Here is a 22,730-nt window from a genome sequence, read left to right on the forward strand (position 1 = left end):
AATTAGTTACTCTTCTTCTGTGCCGGGGCCTGGCCTTTGCCTTTGTCCTGCAGCTGCGACGGAACCAGGACGGTCGTGACGCGTTTGCCTTTCTCGCTGGAGGCCTGCATTTTTTGCTCTTTCACCAGATAGGTGATCTGGTCGCCGGTAATGTTGCTGTCCAGCTGTTCCAGATACGCGTTTCCGGTCAGGATGACCAGGTCCTTCGCCAGCTCATAGTGCATATGCGAGGCGCGGCCTTTCACCGGCTTGCCGTTATCCTGCATCTGGTAGAAGGTGGCCGGGTTGCCGTAACCATCAATGATCTCTTTGCCCTGCTCGCCACCCGGACGGGTCACGACCACTTTGTCGGCGTTAATTTTGATGGTGCCCTGAGTCATGACGACGTTACCCGTGAAGGTGACGACGTTGCCCTGCATATCGAGAGACTGGGTATCAGACTCGATATGGATCGGTTGGTCGGTATCGCCCGTTACAGCAAGCGCGGGGAGACTGGTCGCCAGCATCGCGCTGGCGATAATTACTTTAAGGCTGAGTTTGTTTGTTTTGAATTTCATAGGAGGTTCTAACCTTTTCAATCAGCTCGGCGTTCTTGCTGCGTAAGTTCCCGCGCATTCTCAAACCGCTGGAATTAAATGTTGTGCCATACAGTGTGACCAGATCCTGCGAGGTCACGTCCTGGGTTACCAGGTTAATTTGGGCATTATCCGTCGTAATTTTTCGCAGTTGCGAGTCAGCGGTCAGGGCGTTGACTTCAACGTGGCCATACAGATAAAGCATACGGTCATTTGTCAGTTTTGCCCGATCTGACTTAATTGACCACGTCGGCACTTTGTCCTTATCAAATGTGGTCATGACAGGTTGGGTAAACCACGAAATACCGTCATCTGAAAAATATTCAACATGCTGGGCAATCAGGCGATAGTTCAGCGCGCCTTCCGGGCTGTAGACCACGGTGTCGCTGTGATCGCTTTTATAGGTTGGATCGTTATTGTTGACCACTTCCGTTTGCGGATCGTCGCGATCGGCAAGGTTCACGCCAATCAATACCAGTGCGACAAGCGAAAGCAAAATGATAATCCAGCGTCTGGTTTTACTCATATCGATTGCCCTTTGGCCTCATCAAGCTTGCCCTGCGCCAGCAAAAGCAGATCGCAGACTTCACGTACGGCACCACGGCCCCCGTTGATGTGGGTAACGTAGTCAGCGCGCGGGATCAGCAGCGGATGCGCATCGGCAACGGCGATGCTCAGTCCAACTTCAGCCATCACGGGCCAGTCAATCAGATCGTCCCCGACGTAGGCTACGTTTTCCGGCGCGATAGCCAGTTTACCCAGTAAATCCTTAAACGCCGCCATCTTATCGGATTGACCCTGATACAGATGGGTAATTCCTAAGGTTTCACAGCGGTCTTCTACCAGTTTAGCTTTTCGCCCGGTGATGATAGCCACCTCAATACCCGAGGTGAGCGCGCAGCGGATACCGTAGCCGTCGCGAACGTTAAACGCTTTCAGCTCTTCACCATTATTGCCCATGTAAATCAGGCCATCGGAAAGTACGCCATCCACGTCCAGGATGAGCAGACGAATGTTTTCCGCCTTTGCCATCATCTGGGTACTGACCGGTCCATAACAGGTTGCAAGGGATGCACCCGCATTACTCATTGTTTTATCCTTCATTACACTACGCCTGCGCGCAGCAGATCATGCATATGTACCACACCCAGCAACTGGTCGCCATCGGCAACCATCACTGAGGTAATGTGGCGGGACTGCATCAGGTTCAGCACATCCACGGCCAGCGTACCCGGACGGACGCGGATACCGCCCGGCGTCATCACATCGGCAATGCCGAGCGTGCGGACATCTACACCCATGTCGAACACGCGGCGCAGGTCGCCATCGGTGAAGATCCCCTGAATTTTCATCAGATCGTCGCACACGACCGTCATACCCAAATTCTTACGGGTGATTTCCAGCAGCGCATCACGCAGGGAGGCTTCTTTACTGACGTGAGGGATCTCATCCCCGGTGTGCATAATATCGTTTACCCGAAGCAGAAGCTTGCGCCCCAGCGCGCCGCCCGGGTGGGAAAGCGCGAAATCTTCCGGCGTAAAACCGCGGGCTTCGAGCAGCGCGACGGCAAGCGCATCACCCATCACCAGTGCGGCGGTGGTGCTGGACGTCGGCGCCAGGCCGAGCGGACAGGCCTCCTTGGGCACTTTCACGCACAGGTGAATATCGGCTGCCCGCGCCATGCTGCTTTCGGGACGGCTGGTCATGCAAATAAGCGGCACCTGCAGTCGCTTCAGTACTGGGATCAGCGCCAGAATTTCATTGGACTCCCCGGAGTTGGACAGCGCGATGACGATATCCTGCGGCGTGACCATACCCAGGTCACCGTGCGCGGCTTCCCCCGGATGTACAAAGAAGGAAGAGGTTCCGGTGCTGGCAAACGTTGCCGCCATTTTGCGTCCAATGTGGCCGGACTTACCCATCCCCATCACCACGACTTTGCCGGCACAATAGAACATCTTCTCACATGCCAGACTAAAATCCTGATTAATGTACTGATCTAACTGCGCCAGACCTTCACGTTCAATCTCCAGAACCTCTTTGCCTGCTTTCTGAAAGTCAAAACCCGGCTGCAATTCTATTTGCGACATAATGCGTTTCCGTTTACCCAGAGAGAAGAGGCGAGAGCCAGTACAGCATCGCCATCCATACGATAAATCCACCCGTCAGCAGCGCGCCTGCGCCTTTGCCGATCTGTCGTTGCCGCCGCCAGCAGAGCAGGGCAAATATCACGCTGACCAATAACATCACGCCGTAGTCGCGTGATAACGCCAGGGGATTAAAGGGCCCTGGCGTTATCAGGGCCGGCAGGCCCATCACAATGGCGATATTAAATATGTTGGAACCGATGATATTACCAATGGCAATGTCATCCTCACCTTTACGTGCCCCCGCAATGGCCGTGGCCAGCTCCGGCAGGCTGGTGCCGATGGCAATCACCGTCAGGCCAATGGTCAGTTCACTGATGGCGAAATAGTTCGCCAGCACGGTCGCGTTATCCACCACCATGCGCGTTGCCATCGGCATGATGATCAGCGCAACGCCAAGCCAGAGCAGGGCAACAGGCAGCGTACCTTCTCGCGGCAGTTCGGCGACCTGCTCCCGCGTGAGGCTATCCTGACCCTGCTTCTCAGCCAGACGGGCGATTTTAACACTGTACAGCAGCCAGATAACGGCCAGCGCCAGCAGGAAAATGCCGTCGCTGTAGCTCAGAACACCATCGTAAAATACGCAGCCTGCCAGCAGGCTTACGATTAACATTAGCGGCAATTCACGGCGCAGAACATCAGAATGCACGCGAAATGGATGGAGCAGTGCGGCCAGGCCCAAAATCAAGAGTATATTGACGATGTTGGAGCCAATCGCGGTACCTACTGCCAGATCTAACTGACCATGCAGCGATGCCGAGACAGAGACGATGATTTCAGGAAGTGACGTTCCAACACTCACCACGGTCATCCCGATGACGACAGGCGGTACACCCGTCAGGCGACACAGGATAGATGCAGCAAACACTAAACGGTCAGCACTGTAGACCACCAAAAGTAAACCAATTATTAACAGTGCTGTTGCTAAAAGCATCAAAAGTCCTTTCTTCAGGTATACTCGTCGGTCCATCGCACGGGAATGGCTGGACTGCATACAGTCTGAGGCGTAACGAATTCCTAATTTTGACTTTATGCGCCGGAAAAGTAAAACAAATGCCAGCTTTCGCTAACCTCAACGGCTATTATTCTGTAAAAATGCGGAGTTGAGGGCTGATTCAGGCGGCATGCCTTAACGTGAGCAGGGTAATAAAGGAACCATAAATGAGCCAAACGATGGCGAATTTAGTCGATGTTCGCGGCGTGAGTTTTTCTCGCGCCAACAGATTGATATTTGATGATATTTCGTTGACCGTACCGCGTGGCAAAATCACTGCCATCATGGGGCCGTCCGGGATCGGTAAAACGACCCTGCTGCGCCTTATTGGTGGGCAGATCCCACCTGATAGCGGTGAAATCCTCTTTGATGGCGAAAACATCCCGGAGATGTCACGCTCGCGTCTGTATACTGTCCGCAAACGCATGAGCATGCTCTTTCAGTCGGGAGCCTTGTTCACCGACATGAATGTCTTTGATAACGTGGCCTATCCGCTGCGTGAGCATACCAGCCTGCCGCCAGAACTGCTGAAAAGCACGGTGATGATGAAGCTCGAAGCCGTCGGTTTGCGGGGCGCCGCAAAGCTGATGCCTTCGGAGCTGTCCGGCGGGATGGCGCGCCGCGCCGCGCTGGCACGCGCCATTGCATTAGAACCTGATTTAATCATGTTCGACGAACCGTTTGTTGGACAGGATCCCATCACGATGGGCGTGCTGGTGAAGCTCATCTCTGAACTGAACAGCGCGCTTGGCGTCACCTGCATTGTGGTATCTCACGATGTACCGGAAGTATTGAGCATTGCCGATTACGCCTATATTGTGGCGGACAAAAAGATCGTAGCACACGGTAGCGCTCAGGCGCTGCAGGAAAATTGCGATCCGCGCGTGCGGCAGTTCCTTGACGGTATTGCCGATGGCCCTGTGCCGTTCCGCTACCCGGCGGGCGACTATCGTGACGATTTACTGGGAATAGGGAGTTAAGCCACTCATGCTGTTAAATGCGTTGGCCGCTCTCGGACACCGTGGCATAAAAACCATCAGGACGTTCGGGCGTGCCGGATTGATGTTATTCAACGCGCTGGTCGGCAAGCCGGAATTCCGTAAGCACGCACCGCTGCTGGTGCGGCAGCTTTATAATGTCGGCGTGCTGTCGATGCTCATCATCATTGTCTCCGGTCTGTTTATCGGTATGGTGCTTGGGCTGCAGGGCTATCTGGTTCTGACAACCTACAGTGCGGAAACCAGCCTCGGGATGCTGGTGGCGCTCTCGCTGCTGCGCGAGCTGGGGCCGGTTGTGGCGGCGCTGCTGTTCGCCGGGCGCGCGGGGTCGGCATTAACGGCTGAAATTGGCCTGATGCGTGCGACCGAGCAGCTCTCCAGCATGGAGATGATGGCGGTCGATCCGCTGCGTCGCGTGATCTCGCCGCGTTTCTGGGCTGGGGTGATCTCTTTACCGTTACTGACTATTCTGTTTGTCGCCGTGGGTATCTGGGGCGGTTCGCTGGTTGGTGTGCACTGGAAAGGCATTGATGCCGGTTTCTTCTGGTCCGCGATGCAGGACGCCATCGACCTGCGAATGGATCTGGTTAACTGCCTGATTAAAAGCGTGGTATTTGCCATTACGGTCACCTGGATTGCATTGTTCAATGGTTACGATGCCATCCCGACGTCGGCGGGCATTAGCCGCGCAACTACACGTACAGTCGTACATTCGTCGCTGGCCGTACTGGGTCTGGATTTTGTGCTCACCGCACTGATGTTTGGGAATTGAGTTCATGCAAACGAGAAAAAATGAAATTTGGGTCGGTGTATTCCTGCTGCTGGCGCTGCTGGCCGCGCTGTTTATCTGCCTGAGAGCGGCGGATATCACGTCTGTACGCACCGAGCCGACGTACCGCATCTATGCTACCTTCGATAACATCGGCGGGCTGAAGGCTCGTTCACCGGTCCGCATCGGCGGCGTGGTGATCGGACGCGTATCTGACATTACGCTGGATGAGAAAACCTACCTGCCACGCGTCGCGATGGATATCGAAGAGCGTTACAACCATATCCCGGACACCAGTTCCCTTTCTATCCGTACTTCCGGCCTGCTGGGCGAACAATATCTGGCGCTTAACGTTGGCTTTGAAGATCCCGAGCTGGGAACGACTATCCTTAAAGACGGTAGCGTCATTCAGGATACGAAATCCGCGATGGTTCTGGAGGATATGATTGGTCAGTTCCTTTACAACAGTAAAGGGGATGAGAAAAAATCCGACGCTGCCCCTGCGCAGAGCGAAGATCATACCGACGTCGCACCGACGCCAGGTGCTGCGAATTAATATCAGGAGAAGTCATTCATGTTTAAACGACTGTTAATGGTTGCCATGCTGGTCATCGCCCCTCTAACCGCCGCCCACGCTGCGGATCAGAGTAACCCGTACAAACTGATGGACGAAGCGGCGAAGAAGACATTCGACCGTCTTAAAAACGAACAGCCTAAAATTCGTGCTAATCCTGATTATCTGCGTGACGTCGTTGACCAGGAGCTGCTGCCGTACGTGCAGATTAAATATGCGGGTGCGCTGGTGCTGGGACGTTATTACAAAGACGCGACCCCTGCGCAGCGTGATGCCTACTTTGCCGCGTTTCGTGAATACCTGAAACAGGCTTATGGCCAGGCGCTGGCGATGTACCACGGCCAGACCTATCAGATTGCGCCTGAGCAGCCGCTGGGCGATGCGACCATCGTCCCTATCCGTGTGACGATCATCGATCCTAACGGTCGTCCGCCGGTTCGTCTGGATTTCCAGTGGCGTAAAAACAGCCAGACCGGTCACTGGCAGGCGTATGACATGATTGCCGAAGGGGTAAGCATGATCACCACCAAACAGAACGAATGGAGCGACCTGCTGCGCACCAAAGGCATTGATGGCCTGACCGCTCAGCTGCAGTCTATCTCTCGCCAGAAAATTACTCTGGATGAGAAGAAGTAATGTCACAGCAACTCAGCTGGTCGCGTGAAGGCGAAACATTAAAGCTGTCCGGTGAACTGGATCAGGATCTGCTGAACCCACTGTGGGACGAACGCCACGAAGCGATGCAGGGCGTGACGCTTATCGACTTAACCGACGTCACGCGGGTGGATACGGCGGGTGTTGCGCTGCTTGCCCATCTGGTTGCCGTGGGGAAAAAGCAGGGGACAAGCGTCAAACTTCACGGCGCGAGCGATAATGTCGTGACCCTTGCGCAGCTCTACAATCTCCCTCAGGACGTACTGCCTCGTTAATATTTTCAGTGCGTTACTTCCGAAAGCCCTGACTGTTTCATCGTCGGGGCTTTTTGCTTGTTTAAGACAACGCCACTTTGCTCTAAGATGTTGGGCTTGTTTTCACTATCAGATGATTAAGAGCCCATGGAAAATCATGAAATCCAGACAGTGCTGATGAATGCACTCTCCCTTCAGGAAGCCCACGTCACGGGCGATGGCAGTCACTTCCAGGTTATTGCTGTGGGTGAGATGTTCGACGGTATGAGCCGCGTGAAGAAACAGCAGGCTGTGTACGCGCCGCTGATGGAATATATTGCGGATAACCGCATCCACGCCCTGTCGATTAAAGCGTTCACCCCGCAAGAGTGGGCACGCGATCGCAAACTAAACGGTTTTTGAGCTGAGGGCGACAGGCCCGCAGCACGGTTGAATTTATAAGAGAGCACACAATGGATAAATTTCGTGTACAGGGGCCAACGCGTCTCCAGGGCGAAGTCACAATTTCTGGCGCTAAAAACGCCGCGCTGCCAATCCTCTTTGCTGCGCTGCTGGCTGAAGAGCCGGTAGAAATTCAGAACGTACCGAAGCTGAAAGATATCGACACCACCATGAAGCTGCTCACCCAGCTGGGCACGAAAGTCGAGCGTAACGGTTCCGTCTGGATCGACGCCAGCAAGGTGAATAACTTCTCAGCCCCTTACGATCTGGTGAAAACCATGCGTGCATCCATCTGGGCGCTTGGCCCGCTGGTGGCGCGTTTTGGTCAGGGGCAGGTCTCTCTGCCTGGCGGTTGCGCCATCGGTGCGCGTCCGGTTGACCTGCACATCTTTGGTCTGGAGAAGCTGGGCGCCGAGATCAAGCTGGAAGAAGGTTACGTTAAAGCGTCCGTTAATGGTCGTCTGAAAGGCGCGCACATCGTCATGGACAAAGTGAGCGTGGGCGCAACGGTCACCATTATGTCTGCGGCGACGCTGGCAGAAGGTACCACCATCATCGAAAATGCCGCGCGCGAACCGGAGATTGTGGATACCGCCAACTTCCTCGTGGCGCTGGGGGCAAAGATTTCCGGTCAGGGTACCGACCGTATCACCATCGAAGGCGTTGAGCGTCTGGGCGGTGGTGTCTATCGCGTTCTGCCGGACCGTATCGAAACCGGTACTTTCCTGGTCGCTGCGGCGATTTCTGGCGGGAAGATTGTTTGTCGCAACGCGCAGCCAGATACCCTGGATGCGGTGCTGGCGAAACTGCGCGATGCGGGTGCGGATATCGAAATCGGTGAAGACTGGATCAGCCTCGATATGCACGGTCAGCGTCCAAAAGCGGTCAATGTGCGTACGGCTCCGCATCCGGCGTTCCCTACGGACATGCAGGCGCAGTTCACCCTGTTGAACCTGGTTGCCGAAGGCACTGGCTTCATCACAGAAACCATTTTCGAGAACCGCTTTATGCACGTACCGGAGCTGATCCGTATGGGCGCGCATGCTGAGATCGAAAGTAATACCGTGATTTGCCACGGCGTTGAGAAACTGTCAGGTGCTCAGGTGATGGCAACCGATCTGCGTGCGTCTGCAAGCCTGGTGCTGGCGGGTTGTATCGCGGAAGGTACAACGATCGTGGATCGTATCTATCACATCGATCGTGGTTATGAACGTATCGAAGATAAACTGCGCGCGCTGGGTGCCAACATCGAGCGTGTGAAGGGCGAGTAATCGTTCCGGCAGCCCCCTGCCAGCAATGACCGGGGGGTTGCTGTTCCTGTCAAAAATGCGTTATTCCTGCGGTTCTCTTTTTACCTTTCTCTGGCGAATCATGCGCGATCTGTCGATAAATTCATGGGTAATGGGATCGTGGTAGCGCGAAGGCCAAATTATCCACGGATGCGTATCCAGCGCCGTCGCGATAATTAATTCTCCCTTGGGCCAGGGGCGGGTGAGGGCGTTTGCCAGAGTTGAAGAACTCAGTCCATGGCGGCGGGACTCTGCTGCCAGTGAAGTGCCTCTTTTGCGCAGCGCGGCAATAATATCAGCCGTGTGCCAGTCGATAAATTTCGTATCCATAACGCCGTCCTTAAGTTCGGATTCACCTACGCCGTTTCTTCTGAAACGACGCGGTTACTATACCCATTTCAACTTCTTGTTCTAAAAAGTTCGCGTTACTTGAAGGGATATTCAGAATAAGACACGGCTTTATTCATGCGGTCTCTAAACCGATGAATTTACATGAACACGGAATTTACAGGTGTGTACTGGAATCTCCCCGCTATCGCTGCGGGGAGAAACAAGGGGATTAACGGTTGCGCTGAACGGCGATGTGGGCAAGACCAATCAGTGCCTCGCGCCACGGACTGTCTGGAATGACCTGAAGCGCTTCGATGGCTTTGTCGGCTTCTTCTTCCGCGCGCTGACGCGTCCATTCCAGCGATCCGCAGATAGCCATAGTTTCTAGTACAGGTTCCAGAAGATGGCGGCCATTTCCCTGCTCAATCGCTTCACGGATCATTTTCGCCTGGTCGGCTGTTCCGTTGCGCATAGCATGAAGCAGCGGCAGGGTGGGTTTACCTTCGTTCAGGTCATCGCCCACGTTTTTACCGAGCGTTTCGCCGTCCGCACTGTAGTCCAGCAAATCATCAATCAGCTGGAAGGCCGTACCCAGATAGCGGCCATAGTCCTGCAGGCCTTTTTCCTGGGCTTCAGTACAGTCGGCCAGAATGCCGGAACACTGGGCAGCCGCTTCAAACAGGCGCGCCGTTTTGCTGTAGATGACGCGCATGTAGTTTTCTTCGGTGATATCAGGGTCGTTGACGTTCATCAGCTGCAGCACTTCGCCTTCAGCAATGACGTTTACGGCTTCGGACATCACTTCCAGCACTTTCAGGGAGCCCAGGCTGGTCATCATCTGGAAGGCGCGGGTATAGATAAAATCCCCCACCAGGACGCTGGCTGCGTTTCCGAAAGCGGCGTTTGCCGTGGCTTTGCCACGACGCATATCCGATTCATCCACAACATCGTCATGCAGAAGCGTCGCCGTGTGAATAAATTCGATGAGCGCTGCGATAGTGATGTGAGCATTTCCCTGATAGCCAACGGCTCTGGCAGCCAGAATGGCAATCATCGGACGAATGCGTTTACCGCCGCCGCTGACGATGTAATAGCCCAACTGATTGATCAGCTGAACGTCAGAGTTGAGTTGCTCCAGGATTGCTGCATTCACACCCGCCATATCTTGCGCGGTTAACTCGTTGATTTTTTCTAAATTCATCGCAAAAGCCGGGCTTTTTATCCTGTTGATCCCATCTTCAATGGGGTAACGAAGGGTTTCGGTTTATCAATAGTAGTGCTGATTGTACTGAAAAAACGGCACAGATAAACGTTACCGTACGTGTTGTGTTTTTTTTCTTCATGTATTGACGGTAGCACTTGTCAAAGGCTCGCGTTTTGCGTAATATTCGCGCCCTATTGTGAATATTTATAGCGCACTCTGATTCATACGAGGACGTGCGCGGAAGCGGAGTTTATATGTACGCGGTTTTCCAAAGTGGTGGTAAACAACACCGAGTAAGCGAAGGTCAGACCGTTCGCCTGGAAAAGCTGGACATCGCAACTGGCGAATCTGTTGAGTTCGCAGAAGTTCTGATGATCGCAAACGGTGAAGAAGTCAAAATCGGCGTTCCTTTCGTTGATGGCGGCGTTATCAAAGCTGAAGTTGTTGCACACGGTCGTGGCGAGAAAGTTAAAATCGTTAAGTTTCGTCGTCGTAAGCACTACCGTAAGCAGCAGGGCCACCGTCAGTGGTTCACTGATGTGAAAATTACTGGCATCAGCGCCTAAGACCTGAGGAGAGATTTAAATGGCACATAAAAAGGCTGGCGGCTCCACACGTAACGGTCGCGATTCAGAAGCTAAACGCCTTGGCGTTAAGCGTTTCGGTGGCGAATCCGTTCTGGCGGGTAGCATCATCGTTCGTCAACGTGGTACCAAATTCCACGCTGGCAACAACGTAGGTTGCGGTCGTGACCACACTCTGTTTGCTAAAGCAGACGGTAAAGTGAAATTTGAAGTTAAAGGCCCGAACAACCGTAAATACATCAGCATCGTTGCTGAGTAAGGTTTTCTCGGTCCGGTAACGGATTAAAGCCCCGCAACCTGTTGCGGGGCTTTTTACATTGGAAACCCGGTAATTTTTTCTGTAGGGAAAACGGGCATGAAGCAGCAGGCCGGCATTGGTATTCTTTTGGCGCTCACTACCGCAATGTGCTGGGGTGCGCTGCCAATTGCAATGAAGCAGGTACTGGAAGTGATGGAGCCGCCTACGGTGGTCTTTTATCGCTTTCTGATGGCAAGCATCGGCCTCGGGGCCATTCTGGCTATCAAAGGTAAGCTTCCACCCTTGCGGCTCTTCCGCAAACCGCGCTGGCTGGTATTGCTGGCTATCGCGACGGGCGGTCTGTTCGGTAACTTCATCCTGTTCAGCTCTTCCCTGCAATATCTCAGCCCCACGGCGTCGCAGGTGATAGGTCAGCTTTCACCGGTGGGCATGATGGTCGCCAGCGTCTTTATCCTCAAGGAAAAGATGCGCGGTACGCAGATTATCGGGGCGAGCATGCTGCTGTGCGGTCTGGTGATGTTCTTCAACACCAGTCTGATTGAGATTTTCACCCGCCTGACGGATTACACATGGGGTGTAATTTTTGGTGTGGGGGCAGCAACGGTTTGGGTGAGCTATGGCGTCGCACAAAAGGTGTTATTGCGTCGTCTTGCCTCACAGCAGATCCTCTTTTTATTGTACACTTTGTGTACAATAGCATTGCTGCCATTAGCAAAGCCGGGTGTGATTTCCCAGCTTAGCGACTGGCAACTGGCGTGCCTCATTTTTTGTGGGCTGAACACGCTGGTCGGTTATGGCGCGCTGGCCGAAGCGATGGCGCGCTGGCAGGCGGCACAGGTGAGCGCGTTAATTACGCTTACTCCGCTGTTTACGCTGTTATTTTCAGATTTGTTATCAATGGCCTGGCCCGATGTCTTCGTCAGACCGATGCTCAACCTGTTGGGTTATCTCGGTGCGTTTGTCGTGGTTGCGGGCGCGATGTATTCCGCCATTGGTCATCGTCTTTGGGGACGTTGGCGCAAAAATGAAGCGGTTGTAGTAGTCCCCCGCTCAGGCGAATGAGTTACGGAGAGTAAAATGAAGTTTGTTGATGAAGCGACGATCCTGGTCGTGGCTGGTGATGGCGGCAATGGTTGCGTGAGCTTCCGCCGTGAAAAGTATATCCCACGTGGCGGTCCTGACGGCGGCGACGGTGGGGATGGTGGTGACGTGTGGTTGGAGGCGGATGAGAACCTCAACACGCTGATCGACTACCGTTTCGAAAAATCCTTCCGCGCCGAACGTGGCCAGAACGGCCAGAGCCGTGACTGTACCGGGAAACGCGGTAAAGACGTCACCATTAAAGTTCCGGTCGGTACGCGTGTGATTGACCAGGGGACCGGTGAAACCATGGGTGACATGACCAAACACGGTCAGCGCCTGATGGTGGCGAAAGGCGGCTGGCACGGTCTGGGTAACAGCCGTTTCAAATCCTCCGTTAACCGTACTCCGCGTCAGAAAACGATGGGTACGCCGGGCGATAAGCGCGATCTGCAGCTGGAGCTGATGCTTCTGGCAGATGTGGGCATGCTGGGTATGCCAAACGCCGGTAAATCGACGTTCATTCGCGCCGTTTCTGCGGCGAAACCAAAAGTGGCGGACTATCCGTTTACCACGCTGGTACCAAGCCTGGGCGTTGTCCGTATGGATAACGAGAAGAGCTTTGTGGTTGCCGATATTCCGGGTCTGATTGAAGGCGCTGCGGAAGGCGCGGGTCTGGGTATTCGCTTCCTGAAACACCTTGAGCGTTGCCGCGTGCTGCTGCACCTTATCGATATCGATCCTATCGACGGTTCCGATCCGGTTGAAAACGCCCGCATCATCATCGGTGAGTTGGAAAAATACAGCGAAAAACTGGCGAATAAACCACGCTGGCTGGTCTTCAACAAGATCGACCTGATGGACAAAGCCGAAGCGGAAGCGAAAGCTAAAGCGATTGCTGAAGCAATGGGTTGGGAAGATAAATACTACCTGATCTCTGCGGCAAGCCAGGTTGGCGTGAAAGATCTGTGCTGGGATGTGATGACCTTCATCATTGAGAACCCAATTGTTCAGGCGGAAGAAGCGAAGCAGCCTGAAAAAGTCGAATTCATGTGGGATGACTACCACCGTCAGCAGCTCGAAGAGCTGGAAGCTGAAGAAGATGATGAAGATTGGGACGATGACTGGGATGAAGACGACGAAGAAGGCGTCGAGTTCATCTACAAGCACTAATATCTGTCCAAAGCCCCCATTATGGGGGCTTTTTTTATTCCAGCGTTGCGGGCAGCCAGCAGCTGGCGATCAAACCACCTTCAGCGCCATTCTCAAGCGTCAACCTGCCGTGGTGGAGCTGCACGATGCGCTGCACGATACTCAGGCCCAGACCGCTGCCACCGTAGCGCTGGTCAAGACGGCGGAATGGCTCGGTAATTGACTGTCGGTGCGCGTCATCAATACCAGGCCCCTGATCGATCACGCCGATCTGCGTCCCCCCGTCGACCCCGGTTAATGTCACTGTAATCGTTGTCCCTGCCGGGCTGTAGCGCCCGGCATTCTCCAGCAGGTTGCGCAGCATCAGACGCAGGAGCACGGCGTCTCCCTGAACCGTGAGCGCGCTTTTAGCGGGCCAAATCACAGTATGCTCTTTGGCTTCATGGCCCAGGCCGAGAGGTTCAATGATATTTTCCGTCCAGCTCACGGTTTCGTAGTGGCCGCTGGCCATTGCCTGTCCGGCACGGGCCAGCATCAGCAGCTGCTCAACGGTATGCATGAGCTGATCGATACGGCTAATTAACGTCGCGGCCTGTGGTGCGCCTGACTGCGCCATAAGCTCCAGATGGAGCCGGATACCGGCAAGGGGCGTTCGAAGCTCGTGTGCGGCGTCAGCGGTGAAGAGACGCTCCTGCTGAATAGTATTGTCCAGTCTGGCGAGCAGCTGGTTCAGGGAGGTTGTCACCGCGCCGATTTCTTCCATGTCGGAATACATAGGAAGCGGAGTTAAGTTATCCGCCGAACGGTTAGCCAGGCTGTCACGCAGTTTATTCAGCGGTCGGGTTATCCAGGTGACTGCCCAGAAAGAGAAAAACAGCGTAAAGCCTACCATCACCAGAGAAGGGACGAGAAGGGAAGCAATCGCTTCGCGGATCTCTTTTTCAACATGGTTATTACGGGCTTTTGCCGACAGCGTTTCATTCACCAGAAAACCAATCTGCTCACGGCTTTCATGCCACAGCCAGATCACGCTTATCAGCTGGAAAAATAAGAGAATGACCGCCAGCAGCACCATCAAACGGCGACGCATGCTGTTCATTTCTGGCTCTCAAGGCGATAGCCAACGCCACGGACGGTTTTGATTCTGTCCTTGCCGAGCTTGCGACGCAGGTTGTGAATGTGAACTTCAAGGGTATTTGACCCCGGATCGTCCTGCCAGGAGTAGATATCCTGCTGGAGCGTCTCTCTGTGCACCGTTTGCCCGCTGCGCATGATCAGACGCGTAAGCAGGGCGAACTCTTTTGGCGTCACCTCTACCGCCTGGTCCCGGCGCAATACCTGCTGGGTTTGCAGATTCAGCGTAATATCGCCGTCGGTGAGTAAGTTATCGCTATGGCCCTGATAGCGGCGAATCAACGCCCGCACTCGCGCCTGCAGCTCCGCAAGCGCAAAAGGCTTCACCAGGTAATCATCTGCGCCTGCATCGAGGCCGGTGATGCGATCTTCAATGGCATCGCGTGCCGTCAGGATCAACACCGGGTTGGCGATACCGCGGCGTCGCCACTGGCTGAGCAGCGTGGCGCCGTCTTTATCAGGCAAGCCCAAATCGAGGATCACCAGACTGTATTCGCCGCTCTGGATCAGGGCGTCCGCCTCCGCTGCGGTGCCAGCACAGTCGAGGGCATACCCTTCATTGGCCAGCCCCAGCGCCAGCCCTTCCTGCAATAACAGATCGTCTTCAACTATGAGTAGTTTCATCGCTAGTTATTCTGGTAGATGTCCTTATAAAGCCTGCTTTCGAAGCGAACAAGCGGAATACGGCGATTGCGCTGGTCGGTCGGTTCGACGGCATAGCCGGAAAGATACTGCACGAATGCCATGCGTTGTCCGCTGGCGGTAGTGATGAAGCCTGCAAGGTTGTAAACCCCCTGCAGCGAGCCTGTCTTAGCGGATACTTTGCCATCCACGCCGGCAGCGTGAAGCCCGGCACGGTACTGCAGCGAACCGTCATGCCCGGCCAGCGGCAGCATTGAAATAAAGTTTAGCTCAGTGTCATGCTGTGCAATGTACTGAAGCACCTGCATCATCGTGGCCGGAGAGATCAAATTATGACGCGATAATCCGGAGCCATCGACGGCGATGGTATTACCCAGCTCGATCCCGGCCTGCTGGCGCAGGATCTGACGAACGGCGTCTGAACCCGCGCGCCAGGTTCCCGGCACGCCGAAACGCGCGTGGCCAATCATGCGGAACACGGTGTCGGCAATCATGTTGTCCGACTTTTTCAGCATGATTCGCAGTAAATCGTGCAGCGGAGGAGACTGTTTGCTGGCGATGACCGTGCCGGGCTGGTTGACCTGCGTCTGGCGAAGCAGCGTGCCGGTGTAGGTTATGCCCGCTTGTTTCAGCTCATCTTTCAGAATGGCACCCGCGTAGCTTGCACCATCCTGTATCGCAAAGGCCAGCGGCAGCGGATCGGCGCGCTGCGTCAGGCAGCCGGTAAGCGTGAAGCGGTTAAGATCGCCCGGCACGACGTCCAGCTCACAATATTGCGCATCCGGGGAGCCTTTCGCCAGCGTGCGGACCTGGCTAAACATTGTGACCGGGTAGTAGGACGCTATGCGGATAAACGCTAAATCATCTGGCTTTGGTGCGCTGTAAAGCGAAACCGAGAAGCAGTTACGGTCAACGATTGCGGCGGCGGGCGGGGCGCTAAAACATTGGGTCATGTCGTTCCACGGCCAGCCTGGGGCTTTATCGTGGCTGGCAAAGATAGACGTGTCGATCAGCACATTGCCATCAATTTTCTGCACGCCAGATTTTTTCAGTACCGCAACCATATTGCGGATATCCTGGCGCTTAAAGGTCGGATCGCCGCCAAAACGGGCGATAAGATCGCCTTTCAGTGCGCCACCCTCGACGTTACCTTTGGTCTCGAGTGTGGTCGTAAAACGGAAGTCAGGCCCGAGCTGGAGCAGGGCGGCAAGGGCAGTGATCACCTTTTGGGTACTGGCAGGCAGCGCCATCTGTTGACTGTGATAGTCAATCTCGGGAGCCTGTGCGCCAACCTTCTGCACCATCAGGGCAAGGTTCGCGCCTGCGGGGAGCTGATTAATGTACTCATCAACATTCGCGGCCTGGGCGGTGAACGTTATACTGGTAGTCAATCCGATGATAAATCTGGAAAATCGCATAATCTCGCGCTAACAACCCGAAAACAAACCGTCATACTACGGTGCATGGCACTGCAAAGTAAACGATGACCCATAGTGAACTTCGCGGTAAAATGCATATCAAATTGAAAAATTGCTGCTGACCTGGGGCATTGCTCCCGGGTCGGTTTTCTTTTTGCTTCTTGCCCGCTTAGGGGGGCAGGAGCAGGGAACACTGCTCCCAACAGGAATGTTTAAGAGGTATAACAAATGCAAGCTATTCCGATGACCTTACGTGGTGCCGAAAAACTGCGCGAAGAGCTGGATTTCCTGAAATCCGTGCGTCGCCCTGAAATCATCGCCGCTATCGCGGATGCGCGCGAGCATGGCGACCTGAAAGAGAACGCTGAATACCACGCCGCGCGTGAGCAGCAGGGCTTCTGCGAAGGGCGTATTAAAGATATCGAAGCAAAACTGTCCAATGCACAGGTTATCGATATCACCAAAATGCCTAACAACGGGCGTGTGATCTTTGGTTCTACCGTTACCGTCCTGAACCTGGACAACGACGAAGAGCAGACCTATCGCATCGTGGGTGATGATGAAGCAGACTTCAAACAGAACCTGATTTCAGTGAACTCCCCGATTGCTCGCGGCCTGATTGGCAAAGAGCAGGACGATGTTGTCACCATTCGCACCCCTGGCGGTGAAGTGGAATACGAAATTATTAAGGTTGAATACCTGTAATTCGCTTCTCTACTAAGATGTTGATACATTGTAAAGAAAAGAAAAAGGCCGCATAGCGGCCTTTTATCAACTCAAGGAGCATGGCATTTTGCTCGCCTGCTGACAGAAATCCCTCGTTTCACACAGAAAATGTGTTTGATTCAGGATATCCTTAGCGTGGCAGCGAGATTTTACGCTCTTTAGATGGGCGGTAGAGCACCAGCGTTTTACCGATGACCTGTACATTACAGGCGCCGGTTTCGCGCACGATGGCTTCCACGATCAGGTTTTTAGTGTCTCTGTCTTCAGAGGCGATTTTCACCTTGATCAGCTCGTGGTGTTCCAGCGCTTGTTCAATCTCGGCAAGCACCCCTTCGGTCAAACCATTGTTGCCAAGCATCACTACAGGCTTGAGCGGATGTGCCAGACCTTTAAGGTGCTGTTTTTGTTTAGTACTCAGATTCATCGTATATTTTTGCTTACGTTGGGATTGAAAACGGTTCATTCTACCGCCATCTCCCTTATATCGCCAAATAGCTGCGTAGAAATTTACGTCACAGGCAGGTAACGATGAACCAGGACGGAAATGTTAAATGACAGGTAAAAAGCGTTCTGCCAGCTCCAGCCGCTGGCTTCAGGAACACTTTAGCGATAAATATGTTCAACAGGCACAGAAAAAGGGGTTGCGTTCCCGTGCCTGGTTTAAACTTGATGAAATACAGCAAAGTGACAAACTTTTTAAGCCGGGGATGACGGTTGTTGACCTCGGTGCGGCACCTGGCGGATGGTCCCAGTATGCGGTAACGCAGATCGGCGGAACGGGCCGAATCATCGCGTGCGATCTTTTACCAATGGATCCCATCGTCGGTGTCGACTTCCTTCAGGGTGACTTTCGTGATGAATTAGTGCTGAAAGCGTTACTTGATCGTGTAGGTGACAGTAAGGTCCAGGTTGTCATGTCTGATATGGCACCAAATATGTGCGGAACACCGGCGGTGGATATCCCCCGCGCCATGTATCTGGTGGAGCTAGCGTTAGAAATGTGTCGTGATGTACTAGCGCCTGGTGGTAGTTTTGTTGTGAAGGTGTTTCAGGGCGAAGGTTTCGAGGAGTATCTTAAGGAAATTCGCTCCCTGTTTGCGAAGGTTAAAGTTCGTAAGCCGGACTCTTCCCGGGCCCGTTCCCGAGAAGTGTATATTGTAGCGACCGGGCGAAAATGATAACCGGTAGATTTCAGGCGAAAGTTTGAATGAAACTGGATATAGAGTATCCTGACGCTGTTTTTAACACAGTTGTAATATGAGGTTAATCCCTTGAGTGACATGGCGAAAAACCTAATACTCTGGCTGGTCATTGCCGTTGTGCTGATGTCAGTATTCCAGAGCTTTGGGCCCAGCGAGTCGAATGGCCGCAAGGTGGATTATTCTACCTTCCTGCAGGAGGTCAATCAGGACCAGGTTCGCGAAGCGCGTATCAACGGACGTGAGATCAACGTTACCAAGAAAGATAGTAACCGTTACACGACTTACATCCCGGTGAACGATCCTAAGCTGCTTGATAACCTTCTGACCAAAAACGTCAAGGTGGTAGGTGAGCCGCCAGAAGAACCAAGCCTGCTGGCTTCTATCTTCATTTCCTGGTTCCCGATGCTGCTTCTTATCGGCGTCTGGATCTTCTTTATGCGCCAGATGCAGGGCGGCGGTGGCAAAGGTGCCATGTCGTTCGGTAAGAGCAAGGCGCGTATGCTGACGGAAGACCAGATCAAGACTACCTTCGCTGACGTCGCCGGTTGTGACGAAGCGAAAGAAGAGGTGGGTGAACTGGTTGAGTACCTGCGTGAACCGAGCCGTTTCCAGAAGCTGGGCGGTAAGATCCCGAAAGGCGTGCTGATGGTTGGCCCTCCGGGTACCGGTAAAACCCTACTGGCGAAAGCCATCGCGGGCGAAGCGAAGGTGCCGTTCTTTACTATTTCAGGTTCTGACTTCGTTGAAATGTTCGTGGGTGTCGGTGCATCTCGTGTGCGTGACATGTTTGAGCAGGCCAAAAAGGCAGCACCGTGCATTATCTTCATCGATGAAATCGACGCCGTGGGCCGCCAGCGTGGCGCAGGTCTGGGCGGTGGTCACGATGAACGTGAACAGACGCTGAACCAGATGCTGGTTGAGATGGACGGCTTCGAAGGTAACGAAGGTATCATCGTTATCGCGGCAACTAACCGTCCGGACGTACTTGACCCTGCGCTGCTGCGTCCAGGCCGTTTCGACCGTCAGGTTGTTGTGGGTCTGCCGGACGTTCGCGGTCGTGAACAGATTCTGAAAGTTCACATGCGTCGCGTACCGCTGGCGCCAGATATCGACGCGGCAATCATTGCGCGCGGTACCCCGGGCTTCTCCGGTGCTGACCTGGCGAACCTGGTCAACGAAGCTGCTCTGTTTGCCGCTCGCGGTAACAAGCGCGTCGTATCCATGGTGGAGTTTGAGAAAGCGAAAGACAAAATTATGATGGGTGCGGAACGTCGCTCCATGGTGATGACGGAAGCGCAGAAAGAGTCCACGGCATACCACGAAGCGGGTCACGCGATTATCGGTCGCCTCGTGCCGGAACACGATCCGGTGCATAAAGTGACGATTATTCCGCGCGGTCGTGCGCTGGGTGTGACTTTCTTCCTGCCTGAAGGCGACGCGATCAGCGCCAGCCGTCAGAAGCTGGAAAGCCAGATTTCGACCCTGTACGGCGGTCGTCTGGCAGAAGAGATTATCTACGGTGTGGAACATGTTTCTACCGGTGCGTCCAACGACATTAAAGTTGCGACAAACCTGGCGCGTAACATGGTGACGCAGTGGGGCTTCTCCGACAAACTCGGTCCGCTGCTGTATGCAGAGGAAGAGGGTGAAGTATTCCTCGGCCGTTCTGTGGCTAAAGCGAAACATATGTCCGATGAGACGGCTCGTATCATCGACCAGGAAGTAAAATCTCTGGTAGAGCGTAACTACGCACGTGCACGCCAGATCCTGACCGACAATATGGACATCCTGCATTCGATGAAAGATGCGCTCATGAAATATGAGACCATCGATGCACCGCAGATTGACGACCTGATGGCGCGCCGTGAAGTGCGTCCGCCAGCAGGCTGGGAAGACCCAGGCGCTTCCAATAATTCTGACAACAATGGCACCCCGCGTGCGCCGCGTCCGGTTGATGAACCGCGTACGCCAAACCCGGGCAACACCATGTCAGAACAGTTGGGCGATAAGTAAGTCACTGCTGTTGAAGCGTTTGTCCGTACTTCAAACCCTGGAGCTTGCTCCGGGGTTTTTCATTTCTGTTTAACGATATAGATACCAGGGATTTCGCCATGAAATTATTCGCTCAGGACTCGCATCTCGATCTTTCACATCCCCATGTGATGGGGATCCTGAATGTTACCCCTGACTCCTTCTCTGACGGCGGCACGCATAACACGCTTATCGAGGCGGTTAAGCACGCGAATTTAATGATTAATGCGGGTGCCACCATTATTGACGTGGGCGGCGAATCGACGCGTCCTGGTGCGGTGGACGTGTCTGTGGAAGAAGAGCTGGCGCGCGTGGTGCCGGTGGTTGAAGCTATCGCGCAGCGGTTTGAAGTATGGATCTCCGTTGATACCTCTAAACCCGAAGTGATTCGTGAAGTGGCGAGAGTGGGCGCTCACATTATCAATGATATTCGCTCGCTCACTGAGCCCGGCGCACTTGAAGCCGCGGCAGAGACGGGGTTACCGGTATGCTTGATGCACATGCAGGGCCAACCGAAAACCATGCAGGAAGCACCGAAGTACGACGATGTCTTTGCCGACGTGAATCGCTTCTTTATTGAGCATATTGCGCGCTGTGAACGTGCAGGTATCCCAAAAGAGAAATTGCTGCTCGACCCGGGGTTCGGTTTCGGTAAAAATCTCTCCCACAATTATGCGTTGCTTGCGCGCTTATCGGAATTCCATCACTTTGACCTGCCGCTGCTGGTGGGGATGTCGAGAAAGTCGATGATTGGGCAGTTGCTGAACGTGGGGCCGAGCGAACGCCTGAGCGGCAGCCTGGCCTGCGCGGTGATTGCGGCGATGCAGGGCGCGCACATTATTCGTGTCCATGACGTCAAAGAAACAGTAGAAGCCATGCGTGTGGTGGAAGCCACACTGGCAGCGAAGGAAAACAAACGCTATGAGTAATCGTAAGTATTTTGGTACCGATGGTATCCGTGGGCGTGTAGGCGATGCTCCCATCACTCCTGATTTTGTCCTGAAGCTCGGCTGGGCTGCTGGCAAAGTGCTGGCGCGTCATGGTTCCCGTAAGATCATTATCGGTAAAGACACCCGTATTTCCGGCTATATGCTGGAGTCCGCGCTGGAGGCGGGTCTGGCGGCGGCTGGACTGTCCGCTTCCTTTACGGGCCCAATGCCAACGCCTGCTGTCGCGTATCTGACGCGCACTTTCCGTGCGGAAGCGGGGATTGTCATCTCAGCTTCTCACAACCCGTTCTACGACAACGGCATTAAATTCTTCTCCATTGACGGCACCAAGCTCCCGGATGACGTGGAAGAAGCGATTGAAGCCGAAATGGAAAAAGAGATCACCTGTGTAGATTCCGCAGAGCTGGGTAAAGCGAACCGTATCGTTGATGCGGCGGGCCGTTATATCGAATTCTGTAAAGGCACCTTCCCGAATGAGCTAAGTCTTGCTCACCTCAAAATTGTGGTGGACTGTGCAAACGGCGCGACCTATCACATCGCCCCGAATGTCTTCCGCGAACTGGGTGCGAAAGTCATCACCATTGGCTGCGAGCCGGATGGTCTGAACATTAACGAGCAGGTGGGGGCAACTGATGTTCGTGCCTTGCAGGCGCGTGTTCTGGCAGAGAAAGCCGACCTGGGCATTGCGCTGGACGGCGACGGTGACCGCGTGATCATGGTCGACCACGAAGGTAACAAGGTAGACGGCGATCAGATCCTCTACATCATTGCCCGTGAGGGCCTGCGTCAGGGCCAGCTGCGCGGCGGTGCGGTGGGCACGCTGATGAGTAACATGGGCCTGGAACTGGCGCTGAAACAGCTCGGTATTCCGTTTGTCCGCGCGAAAGTGGGTGACCGCTATGTGCTGGAAAAACTGCAGGAGAAGGGCTGGCGCATCGGTGCAGAAAACTCGGGTCACGTGATCCTGCTTGACAAAACTACCACCGGGGACGGTATCGTGGCCGCGCTGCAGGTGGTTGCCGCGATGGCGCGCAACCATATGAGCCTGCACGATCTGTGCAGCGGGATGAAAATGTTCCCACAGATCCTGGTTAACGTACGCTTCACTGCCGGTAAAGGCGATCCGCTGGAAAACGAGAACGTCAAAGCGGTGATGGCTGACGTTGAAGCGGCCCTGGGCAATCGTGGACGCGTGCTGCTGCGTAAGTCCGGTACTGAACCGCTGATCCGCGTGATGGTGGAAGGTGAAGATGAAGCGCAGGTAACCGAATTTGCACACCGTATTGCGGACGCTGTGAAAGCTGCATAATCGTGCACGCTAAA

At 54.2% G+C, this 22,730-nt stretch carries 27 protein-coding genes; 16 read left to right on the plus strand and 11 right to left on the minus strand.

Annotated features, from left to right (window positions below; genetic code table 11):
- Positions 1–2: 2 nt before the first annotated feature.
- The 5 genes from lptA to FOY96_RS02165 are packed head-to-tail and all read right to left on the minus strand — an operon-like array spanning position 3 to position 3,656.
- Positions 3–557, minus strand: coding sequence for a lipopolysaccharide ABC transporter substrate-binding protein LptA (gene lptA / locus FOY96_RS02145; RefSeq protein ID WP_033146750.1), 555 nt, complete (start codon positions 555–557; stop codon positions 3–5).
- On the minus strand, positions 526–1,101 hold the full coding sequence (gene lptC / locus FOY96_RS02150; RefSeq protein WP_033146749.1) for an LPS export ABC transporter periplasmic protein LptC: 576 nt from the start codon (positions 1,099–1,101) through the stop codon (positions 526–528). The genes lptA and lptC overlap by 32 nt, the downstream gene beginning before the upstream one ends.
- Positions 1,098–1,664: a 3-deoxy-manno-octulosonate-8-phosphatase KdsC gene (gene kdsC / locus FOY96_RS02155; RefSeq protein ID WP_023309356.1), complete on the minus strand. Its 567-nt coding sequence runs from the start codon at positions 1,662–1,664 to the stop codon at positions 1,098–1,100. The genes lptC and kdsC overlap by 4 nt, the downstream gene beginning before the upstream one ends.
- Before the next feature lie 14 nt (positions 1,665–1,678).
- The gene (gene kdsD, locus FOY96_RS02160) at positions 1,679–2,665 is read right to left on the minus strand and encodes an arabinose-5-phosphate isomerase KdsD (RefSeq protein ID WP_023333606.1); all 987 of its coding nucleotides are present in this window, start codon (positions 2,663–2,665) and stop codon (positions 1,679–1,681) included.
- 13 nt (positions 2,666–2,678) lie between these two features.
- Positions 2,679–3,656, minus strand: coding sequence for a calcium/sodium antiporter (locus FOY96_RS02165; RefSeq protein WP_094934467.1), 978 nt, complete (start codon positions 3,654–3,656; stop codon positions 2,679–2,681).
- A gap of 227 nt (positions 3,657–3,883) precedes the next feature.
- Between FOY96_RS02165 and mlaF the strand changes: the two genes are divergently transcribed.
- From mlaF to murA, 7 genes are all read left to right on the plus strand, one after another.
- Entirely contained in the window at positions 3,884–4,696 is an 813-nt protein-coding gene (gene mlaF, locus FOY96_RS02170; RefSeq protein ID WP_024906354.1) for a phospholipid ABC transporter ATP-binding protein MlaF, read from the plus strand.
- Positions 4,697–4,703: 7 nt separating this feature from the next.
- Entirely contained in the window at positions 4,704–5,486 is a 783-nt protein-coding gene (gene mlaE / locus FOY96_RS02175; RefSeq protein ID WP_010436044.1) for a lipid asymmetry maintenance ABC transporter permease subunit MlaE, read from the plus strand.
- A gap of 4 nt (positions 5,487–5,490) precedes the next feature.
- A complete protein-coding gene (gene mlaD, locus FOY96_RS02180) occupies positions 5,491–6,039 on the plus strand; it encodes an outer membrane lipid asymmetry maintenance protein MlaD (RefSeq protein ID WP_033147081.1) in 549 nt (182 codons plus the stop codon).
- Positions 6,040–6,057: 18 nt separating this feature from the next.
- Entirely contained in the window at positions 6,058–6,693 is a 636-nt protein-coding gene (gene mlaC / locus FOY96_RS02185; protein ID WP_033146748.1) for a phospholipid-binding protein MlaC, read from the plus strand.
- On the plus strand, positions 6,693–6,986 hold the full coding sequence (gene mlaB / locus FOY96_RS02190) for a lipid asymmetry maintenance protein MlaB (protein WP_143346432.1): 294 nt from the start codon (positions 6,693–6,695) through the stop codon (positions 6,984–6,986). The genes mlaC and mlaB overlap by 1 nt, the downstream gene beginning before the upstream one ends.
- A 126-nt stretch (positions 6,987–7,112) precedes the next feature.
- A complete protein-coding gene (ibaG, locus tag FOY96_RS02195) occupies positions 7,113–7,367 on the plus strand; it encodes a BolA family iron metabolism protein IbaG (RefSeq protein ID WP_008501458.1) in 255 nt (84 codons plus the stop codon).
- Between the two features lie 50 nt (positions 7,368–7,417).
- On the plus strand, positions 7,418–8,677 hold the full coding sequence (gene murA, locus FOY96_RS02200) for a UDP-N-acetylglucosamine 1-carboxyvinyltransferase (protein ID WP_023309349.1): 1,260 nt from the start codon (positions 7,418–7,420) through the stop codon (positions 8,675–8,677).
- 60 nt (positions 8,678–8,737) lie between these two features.
- Here the strand turns inward: murA and sfsB are convergent, their stop codons facing one another.
- Together sfsB and ispB are read right to left on the minus strand one after the other, a co-directional pair.
- Positions 8,738–9,025, minus strand: coding sequence for a DNA-binding transcriptional regulator SfsB (gene sfsB, locus FOY96_RS02205; protein ID WP_143346433.1), 288 nt, complete (start codon positions 9,023–9,025; stop codon positions 8,738–8,740).
- Positions 9,026–9,254: 229 nt separating this feature from the next.
- Positions 9,255–10,226 carry an octaprenyl diphosphate synthase gene (gene ispB, locus FOY96_RS02210; protein ID WP_143346434.1) on the minus strand — a complete coding sequence of 324 codons (972 nt, stop codon included), beginning with the start codon at positions 10,224–10,226 and terminating at the stop codon, positions 9,255–9,257.
- 257 nt (positions 10,227–10,483) lie between these two features.
- On the opposite strand from ispB, the gene rplU reads away from it, so the two are divergent.
- The 4 genes from rplU (at position 10,484) to cgtA (ending at position 13,325) form a co-directional block, all read left to right on the plus strand.
- Positions 10,484–10,795, plus strand: a complete 312-nt coding sequence (gene rplU, locus FOY96_RS02215) for a 50S ribosomal protein L21 (RefSeq protein ID WP_003025032.1) — start codon at positions 10,484–10,486, stop codon at positions 10,793–10,795.
- A 19-nt stretch (positions 10,796–10,814) separates the two neighbouring features.
- Positions 10,815–11,072 (plus strand): 50S ribosomal protein L27, encoded by a 258-nt coding sequence (rpmA, locus tag FOY96_RS02220; RefSeq protein ID WP_004385076.1) that lies wholly within the window; start codon positions 10,815–10,817, stop codon positions 11,070–11,072.
- Positions 11,073–11,168: 96 nt separating this feature from the next.
- Positions 11,169–12,134, plus strand: a complete 966-nt coding sequence (locus FOY96_RS02225; RefSeq protein ID WP_023309346.1) for a DMT family transporter — start codon at positions 11,169–11,171, stop codon at positions 12,132–12,134.
- Between the two features lie 15 nt (positions 12,135–12,149).
- Complete coding sequence (cgtA, locus tag FOY96_RS02230; protein WP_023333597.1) at positions 12,150–13,325, plus strand: Obg family GTPase CgtA; 1,176 nt, start codon at positions 12,150–12,152, stop codon at positions 13,323–13,325.
- A gap of 34 nt (positions 13,326–13,359) precedes the next feature.
- Here the strand turns inward: cgtA and pmrB are convergent, their stop codons facing one another.
- The 3 genes from pmrB to dacB are packed head-to-tail and all read right to left on the minus strand — an operon-like array spanning position 13,360 to position 16,498.
- Positions 13,360–14,403, minus strand: a complete 1,044-nt coding sequence (gene pmrB, locus FOY96_RS02235) for a two-component system sensor histidine kinase PmrB (protein WP_048981187.1) — start codon at positions 14,401–14,403, stop codon at positions 13,360–13,362.
- Positions 14,400–15,062 (minus strand): two-component system response regulator PmrA, encoded by a 663-nt coding sequence (gene pmrA, locus FOY96_RS02240; protein ID WP_033146744.1) that lies wholly within the window; start codon positions 15,060–15,062, stop codon positions 14,400–14,402. The genes pmrB and pmrA overlap by 4 nt, the downstream gene beginning before the upstream one ends.
- 2 nt (positions 15,063–15,064) lie before the next feature.
- On the minus strand, positions 15,065–16,498 hold the full coding sequence (gene dacB / locus FOY96_RS02245) for a serine-type D-Ala-D-Ala carboxypeptidase (RefSeq protein ID WP_033146743.1): 1,434 nt from the start codon (positions 16,496–16,498) through the stop codon (positions 15,065–15,067).
- Positions 16,499–16,726: 228 nt separating this feature from the next.
- On the opposite strand from dacB, the gene greA reads away from it, so the two are divergent.
- On the plus strand, positions 16,727–17,203 hold the full coding sequence (greA, locus tag FOY96_RS02250; protein WP_014171793.1) for a transcription elongation factor GreA: 477 nt from the start codon (positions 16,727–16,729) through the stop codon (positions 17,201–17,203).
- Between the two features lie 151 nt (positions 17,204–17,354).
- Here greA and yhbY read toward each other — a convergent pair whose 3' ends face one another.
- Complete coding sequence (gene yhbY, locus FOY96_RS02255) at positions 17,355–17,648, minus strand: ribosome assembly RNA-binding protein YhbY (protein WP_003861814.1); 294 nt, start codon at positions 17,646–17,648, stop codon at positions 17,355–17,357.
- A 127-nt stretch (positions 17,649–17,775) separates the two neighbouring features.
- Between yhbY and rlmE the strand changes: the two genes are divergently transcribed.
- The 4 genes from rlmE to glmM all read left to right on the plus strand — a co-directional run bounded on the left by rlmE (position 17,776) and on the right by glmM (position 22,716).
- Positions 17,776–18,402: a 23S rRNA (uridine(2552)-2'-O)-methyltransferase RlmE gene (rlmE, locus tag FOY96_RS02260; protein ID WP_003861812.1), complete on the plus strand. Its 627-nt coding sequence runs from the start codon at positions 17,776–17,778 to the stop codon at positions 18,400–18,402.
- Between the two features lie 102 nt (positions 18,403–18,504).
- Complete coding sequence (ftsH, locus tag FOY96_RS02265; protein WP_029739626.1) at positions 18,505–20,439, plus strand: ATP-dependent zinc metalloprotease FtsH; 1,935 nt, start codon at positions 18,505–18,507, stop codon at positions 20,437–20,439.
- Positions 20,440–20,537: 98 nt separating this feature from the next.
- On the plus strand, positions 20,538–21,386 hold the full coding sequence (gene folP, locus FOY96_RS02270) for a dihydropteroate synthase (RefSeq protein ID WP_087823148.1): 849 nt from the start codon (positions 20,538–20,540) through the stop codon (positions 21,384–21,386).
- The gene (glmM, locus tag FOY96_RS02275; RefSeq protein ID WP_023309339.1) at positions 21,379–22,716 is read left to right on the plus strand and encodes a phosphoglucosamine mutase; all 1,338 of its coding nucleotides are present in this window, start codon (positions 21,379–21,381) and stop codon (positions 22,714–22,716) included. The genes folP and glmM overlap by 8 nt, the downstream gene beginning before the upstream one ends.
- Positions 22,717–22,730 lie beyond the last annotated feature (14 nt).

Origin of the sequence: Enterobacter asburiae (genome assembly GCF_007035645.1) — a bacterium.
In the GTDB taxonomy this organism is placed as follows: Bacteria; Pseudomonadota; Gammaproteobacteria; order Enterobacterales; family Enterobacteriaceae; genus Enterobacter; species Enterobacter asburiae_B.

What these genes read in the sequence shown, in the direction of transcription:
- murA (WP_023309349.1), top strand. Translation starts at nt 7,418, where the DNA reads ATGGATAAATTTCGTGTACAGGGGCCAACGCGTCTCCAGGGCGAAGTC.
- rlmE (WP_003861812.1), top strand. Translation starts at nt 17,776, where the DNA reads ATGACAGGTAAAAAGCGTTCTGCCAGCTCCAGCCGCTGGCTTCAGGAA.
- dacB (WP_033146743.1), bottom strand. Translation starts at nt 16,498, where the DNA reads ATGCGATTTTCCAGATTTATCATCGGATTGACTACCAGTATAACGTTC.
- mlaB (WP_143346432.1), top strand. Translation starts at nt 6,693, where the DNA reads ATGTCACAGCAACTCAGCTGGTCGCGTGAAGGCGAAACATTAAAGCTG.
- pmrB (WP_048981187.1), bottom strand. Translation starts at nt 14,403, where the DNA reads ATGAACAGCATGCGTCGCCGTTTGATGGTGCTGCTGGCGGTCATTCTC.
- mlaF (WP_024906354.1), top strand. Translation starts at nt 3,884, where the DNA reads ATGAGCCAAACGATGGCGAATTTAGTCGATGTTCGCGGCGTGAGTTTT.
- yhbY (WP_003861814.1), bottom strand. Translation starts at nt 17,648, where the DNA reads ATGAATCTGAGTACTAAACAAAAACAGCACCTTAAAGGTCTGGCACAT.
- glmM (WP_023309339.1), top strand. Translation starts at nt 21,379, where the DNA reads ATGAGTAATCGTAAGTATTTTGGTACCGATGGTATCCGTGGGCGTGTA.
- FOY96_RS02225 (WP_023309346.1), top strand. Translation starts at nt 11,169, where the DNA reads ATGAAGCAGCAGGCCGGCATTGGTATTCTTTTGGCGCTCACTACCGCA.
- mlaC (WP_033146748.1), top strand. Translation starts at nt 6,058, where the DNA reads ATGTTTAAACGACTGTTAATGGTTGCCATGCTGGTCATCGCCCCTCTA.
- folP (WP_087823148.1), top strand. Translation starts at nt 20,538, where the DNA reads ATGAAATTATTCGCTCAGGACTCGCATCTCGATCTTTCACATCCCCAT.
- pmrA (WP_033146744.1), bottom strand. Translation starts at nt 15,062, where the DNA reads ATGAAACTACTCATAGTTGAAGACGATCTGTTATTGCAGGAAGGGCTG.
- cgtA (WP_023333597.1), top strand. Translation starts at nt 12,150, where the DNA reads ATGAAGTTTGTTGATGAAGCGACGATCCTGGTCGTGGCTGGTGATGGC.
- rplU (WP_003025032.1), top strand. Translation starts at nt 10,484, where the DNA reads ATGTACGCGGTTTTCCAAAGTGGTGGTAAACAACACCGAGTAAGCGAA.
- ibaG (WP_008501458.1), top strand. Translation starts at nt 7,113, where the DNA reads ATGGAAAATCATGAAATCCAGACAGTGCTGATGAATGCACTCTCCCTT.
- lptC (WP_033146749.1), bottom strand. Translation starts at nt 1,101, where the DNA reads ATGAGTAAAACCAGACGCTGGATTATCATTTTGCTTTCGCTTGTCGCA.
- mlaE (WP_010436044.1), top strand. Translation starts at nt 4,704, where the DNA reads ATGCTGTTAAATGCGTTGGCCGCTCTCGGACACCGTGGCATAAAAACC.
- sfsB (WP_143346433.1), bottom strand. Translation starts at nt 9,025, where the DNA reads ATGGATACGAAATTTATCGACTGGCACACGGCTGATATTATTGCCGCG.
- ftsH (WP_029739626.1), top strand. Translation starts at nt 18,505, where the DNA reads ATGGCGAAAAACCTAATACTCTGGCTGGTCATTGCCGTTGTGCTGATG.
- kdsD (WP_023333606.1), bottom strand. Translation starts at nt 2,665, where the DNA reads ATGTCGCAAATAGAATTGCAGCCGGGTTTTGACTTTCAGAAAGCAGGC.
- lptA (WP_033146750.1), bottom strand. Translation starts at nt 557, where the DNA reads ATGAAATTCAAAACAAACAAACTCAGCCTTAAAGTAATTATCGCCAGC.
- rpmA (WP_004385076.1), top strand. Translation starts at nt 10,815, where the DNA reads ATGGCACATAAAAAGGCTGGCGGCTCCACACGTAACGGTCGCGATTCA.
- ispB (WP_143346434.1), bottom strand. Translation starts at nt 10,226, where the DNA reads ATGAATTTAGAAAAAATCAACGAGTTAACCGCGCAAGATATGGCGGGT.
- FOY96_RS02165 (WP_094934467.1), bottom strand. Translation starts at nt 3,656, where the DNA reads ATGCTTTTAGCAACAGCACTGTTAATAATTGGTTTACTTTTGGTGGTC.
- mlaD (WP_033147081.1), top strand. Translation starts at nt 5,491, where the DNA reads ATGCAAACGAGAAAAAATGAAATTTGGGTCGGTGTATTCCTGCTGCTG.
- greA (WP_014171793.1), top strand. Translation starts at nt 16,727, where the DNA reads ATGCAAGCTATTCCGATGACCTTACGTGGTGCCGAAAAACTGCGCGAA.
- kdsC (WP_023309356.1), bottom strand. Translation starts at nt 1,664, where the DNA reads ATGAGTAATGCGGGTGCATCCCTTGCAACCTGTTATGGACCGGTCAGT.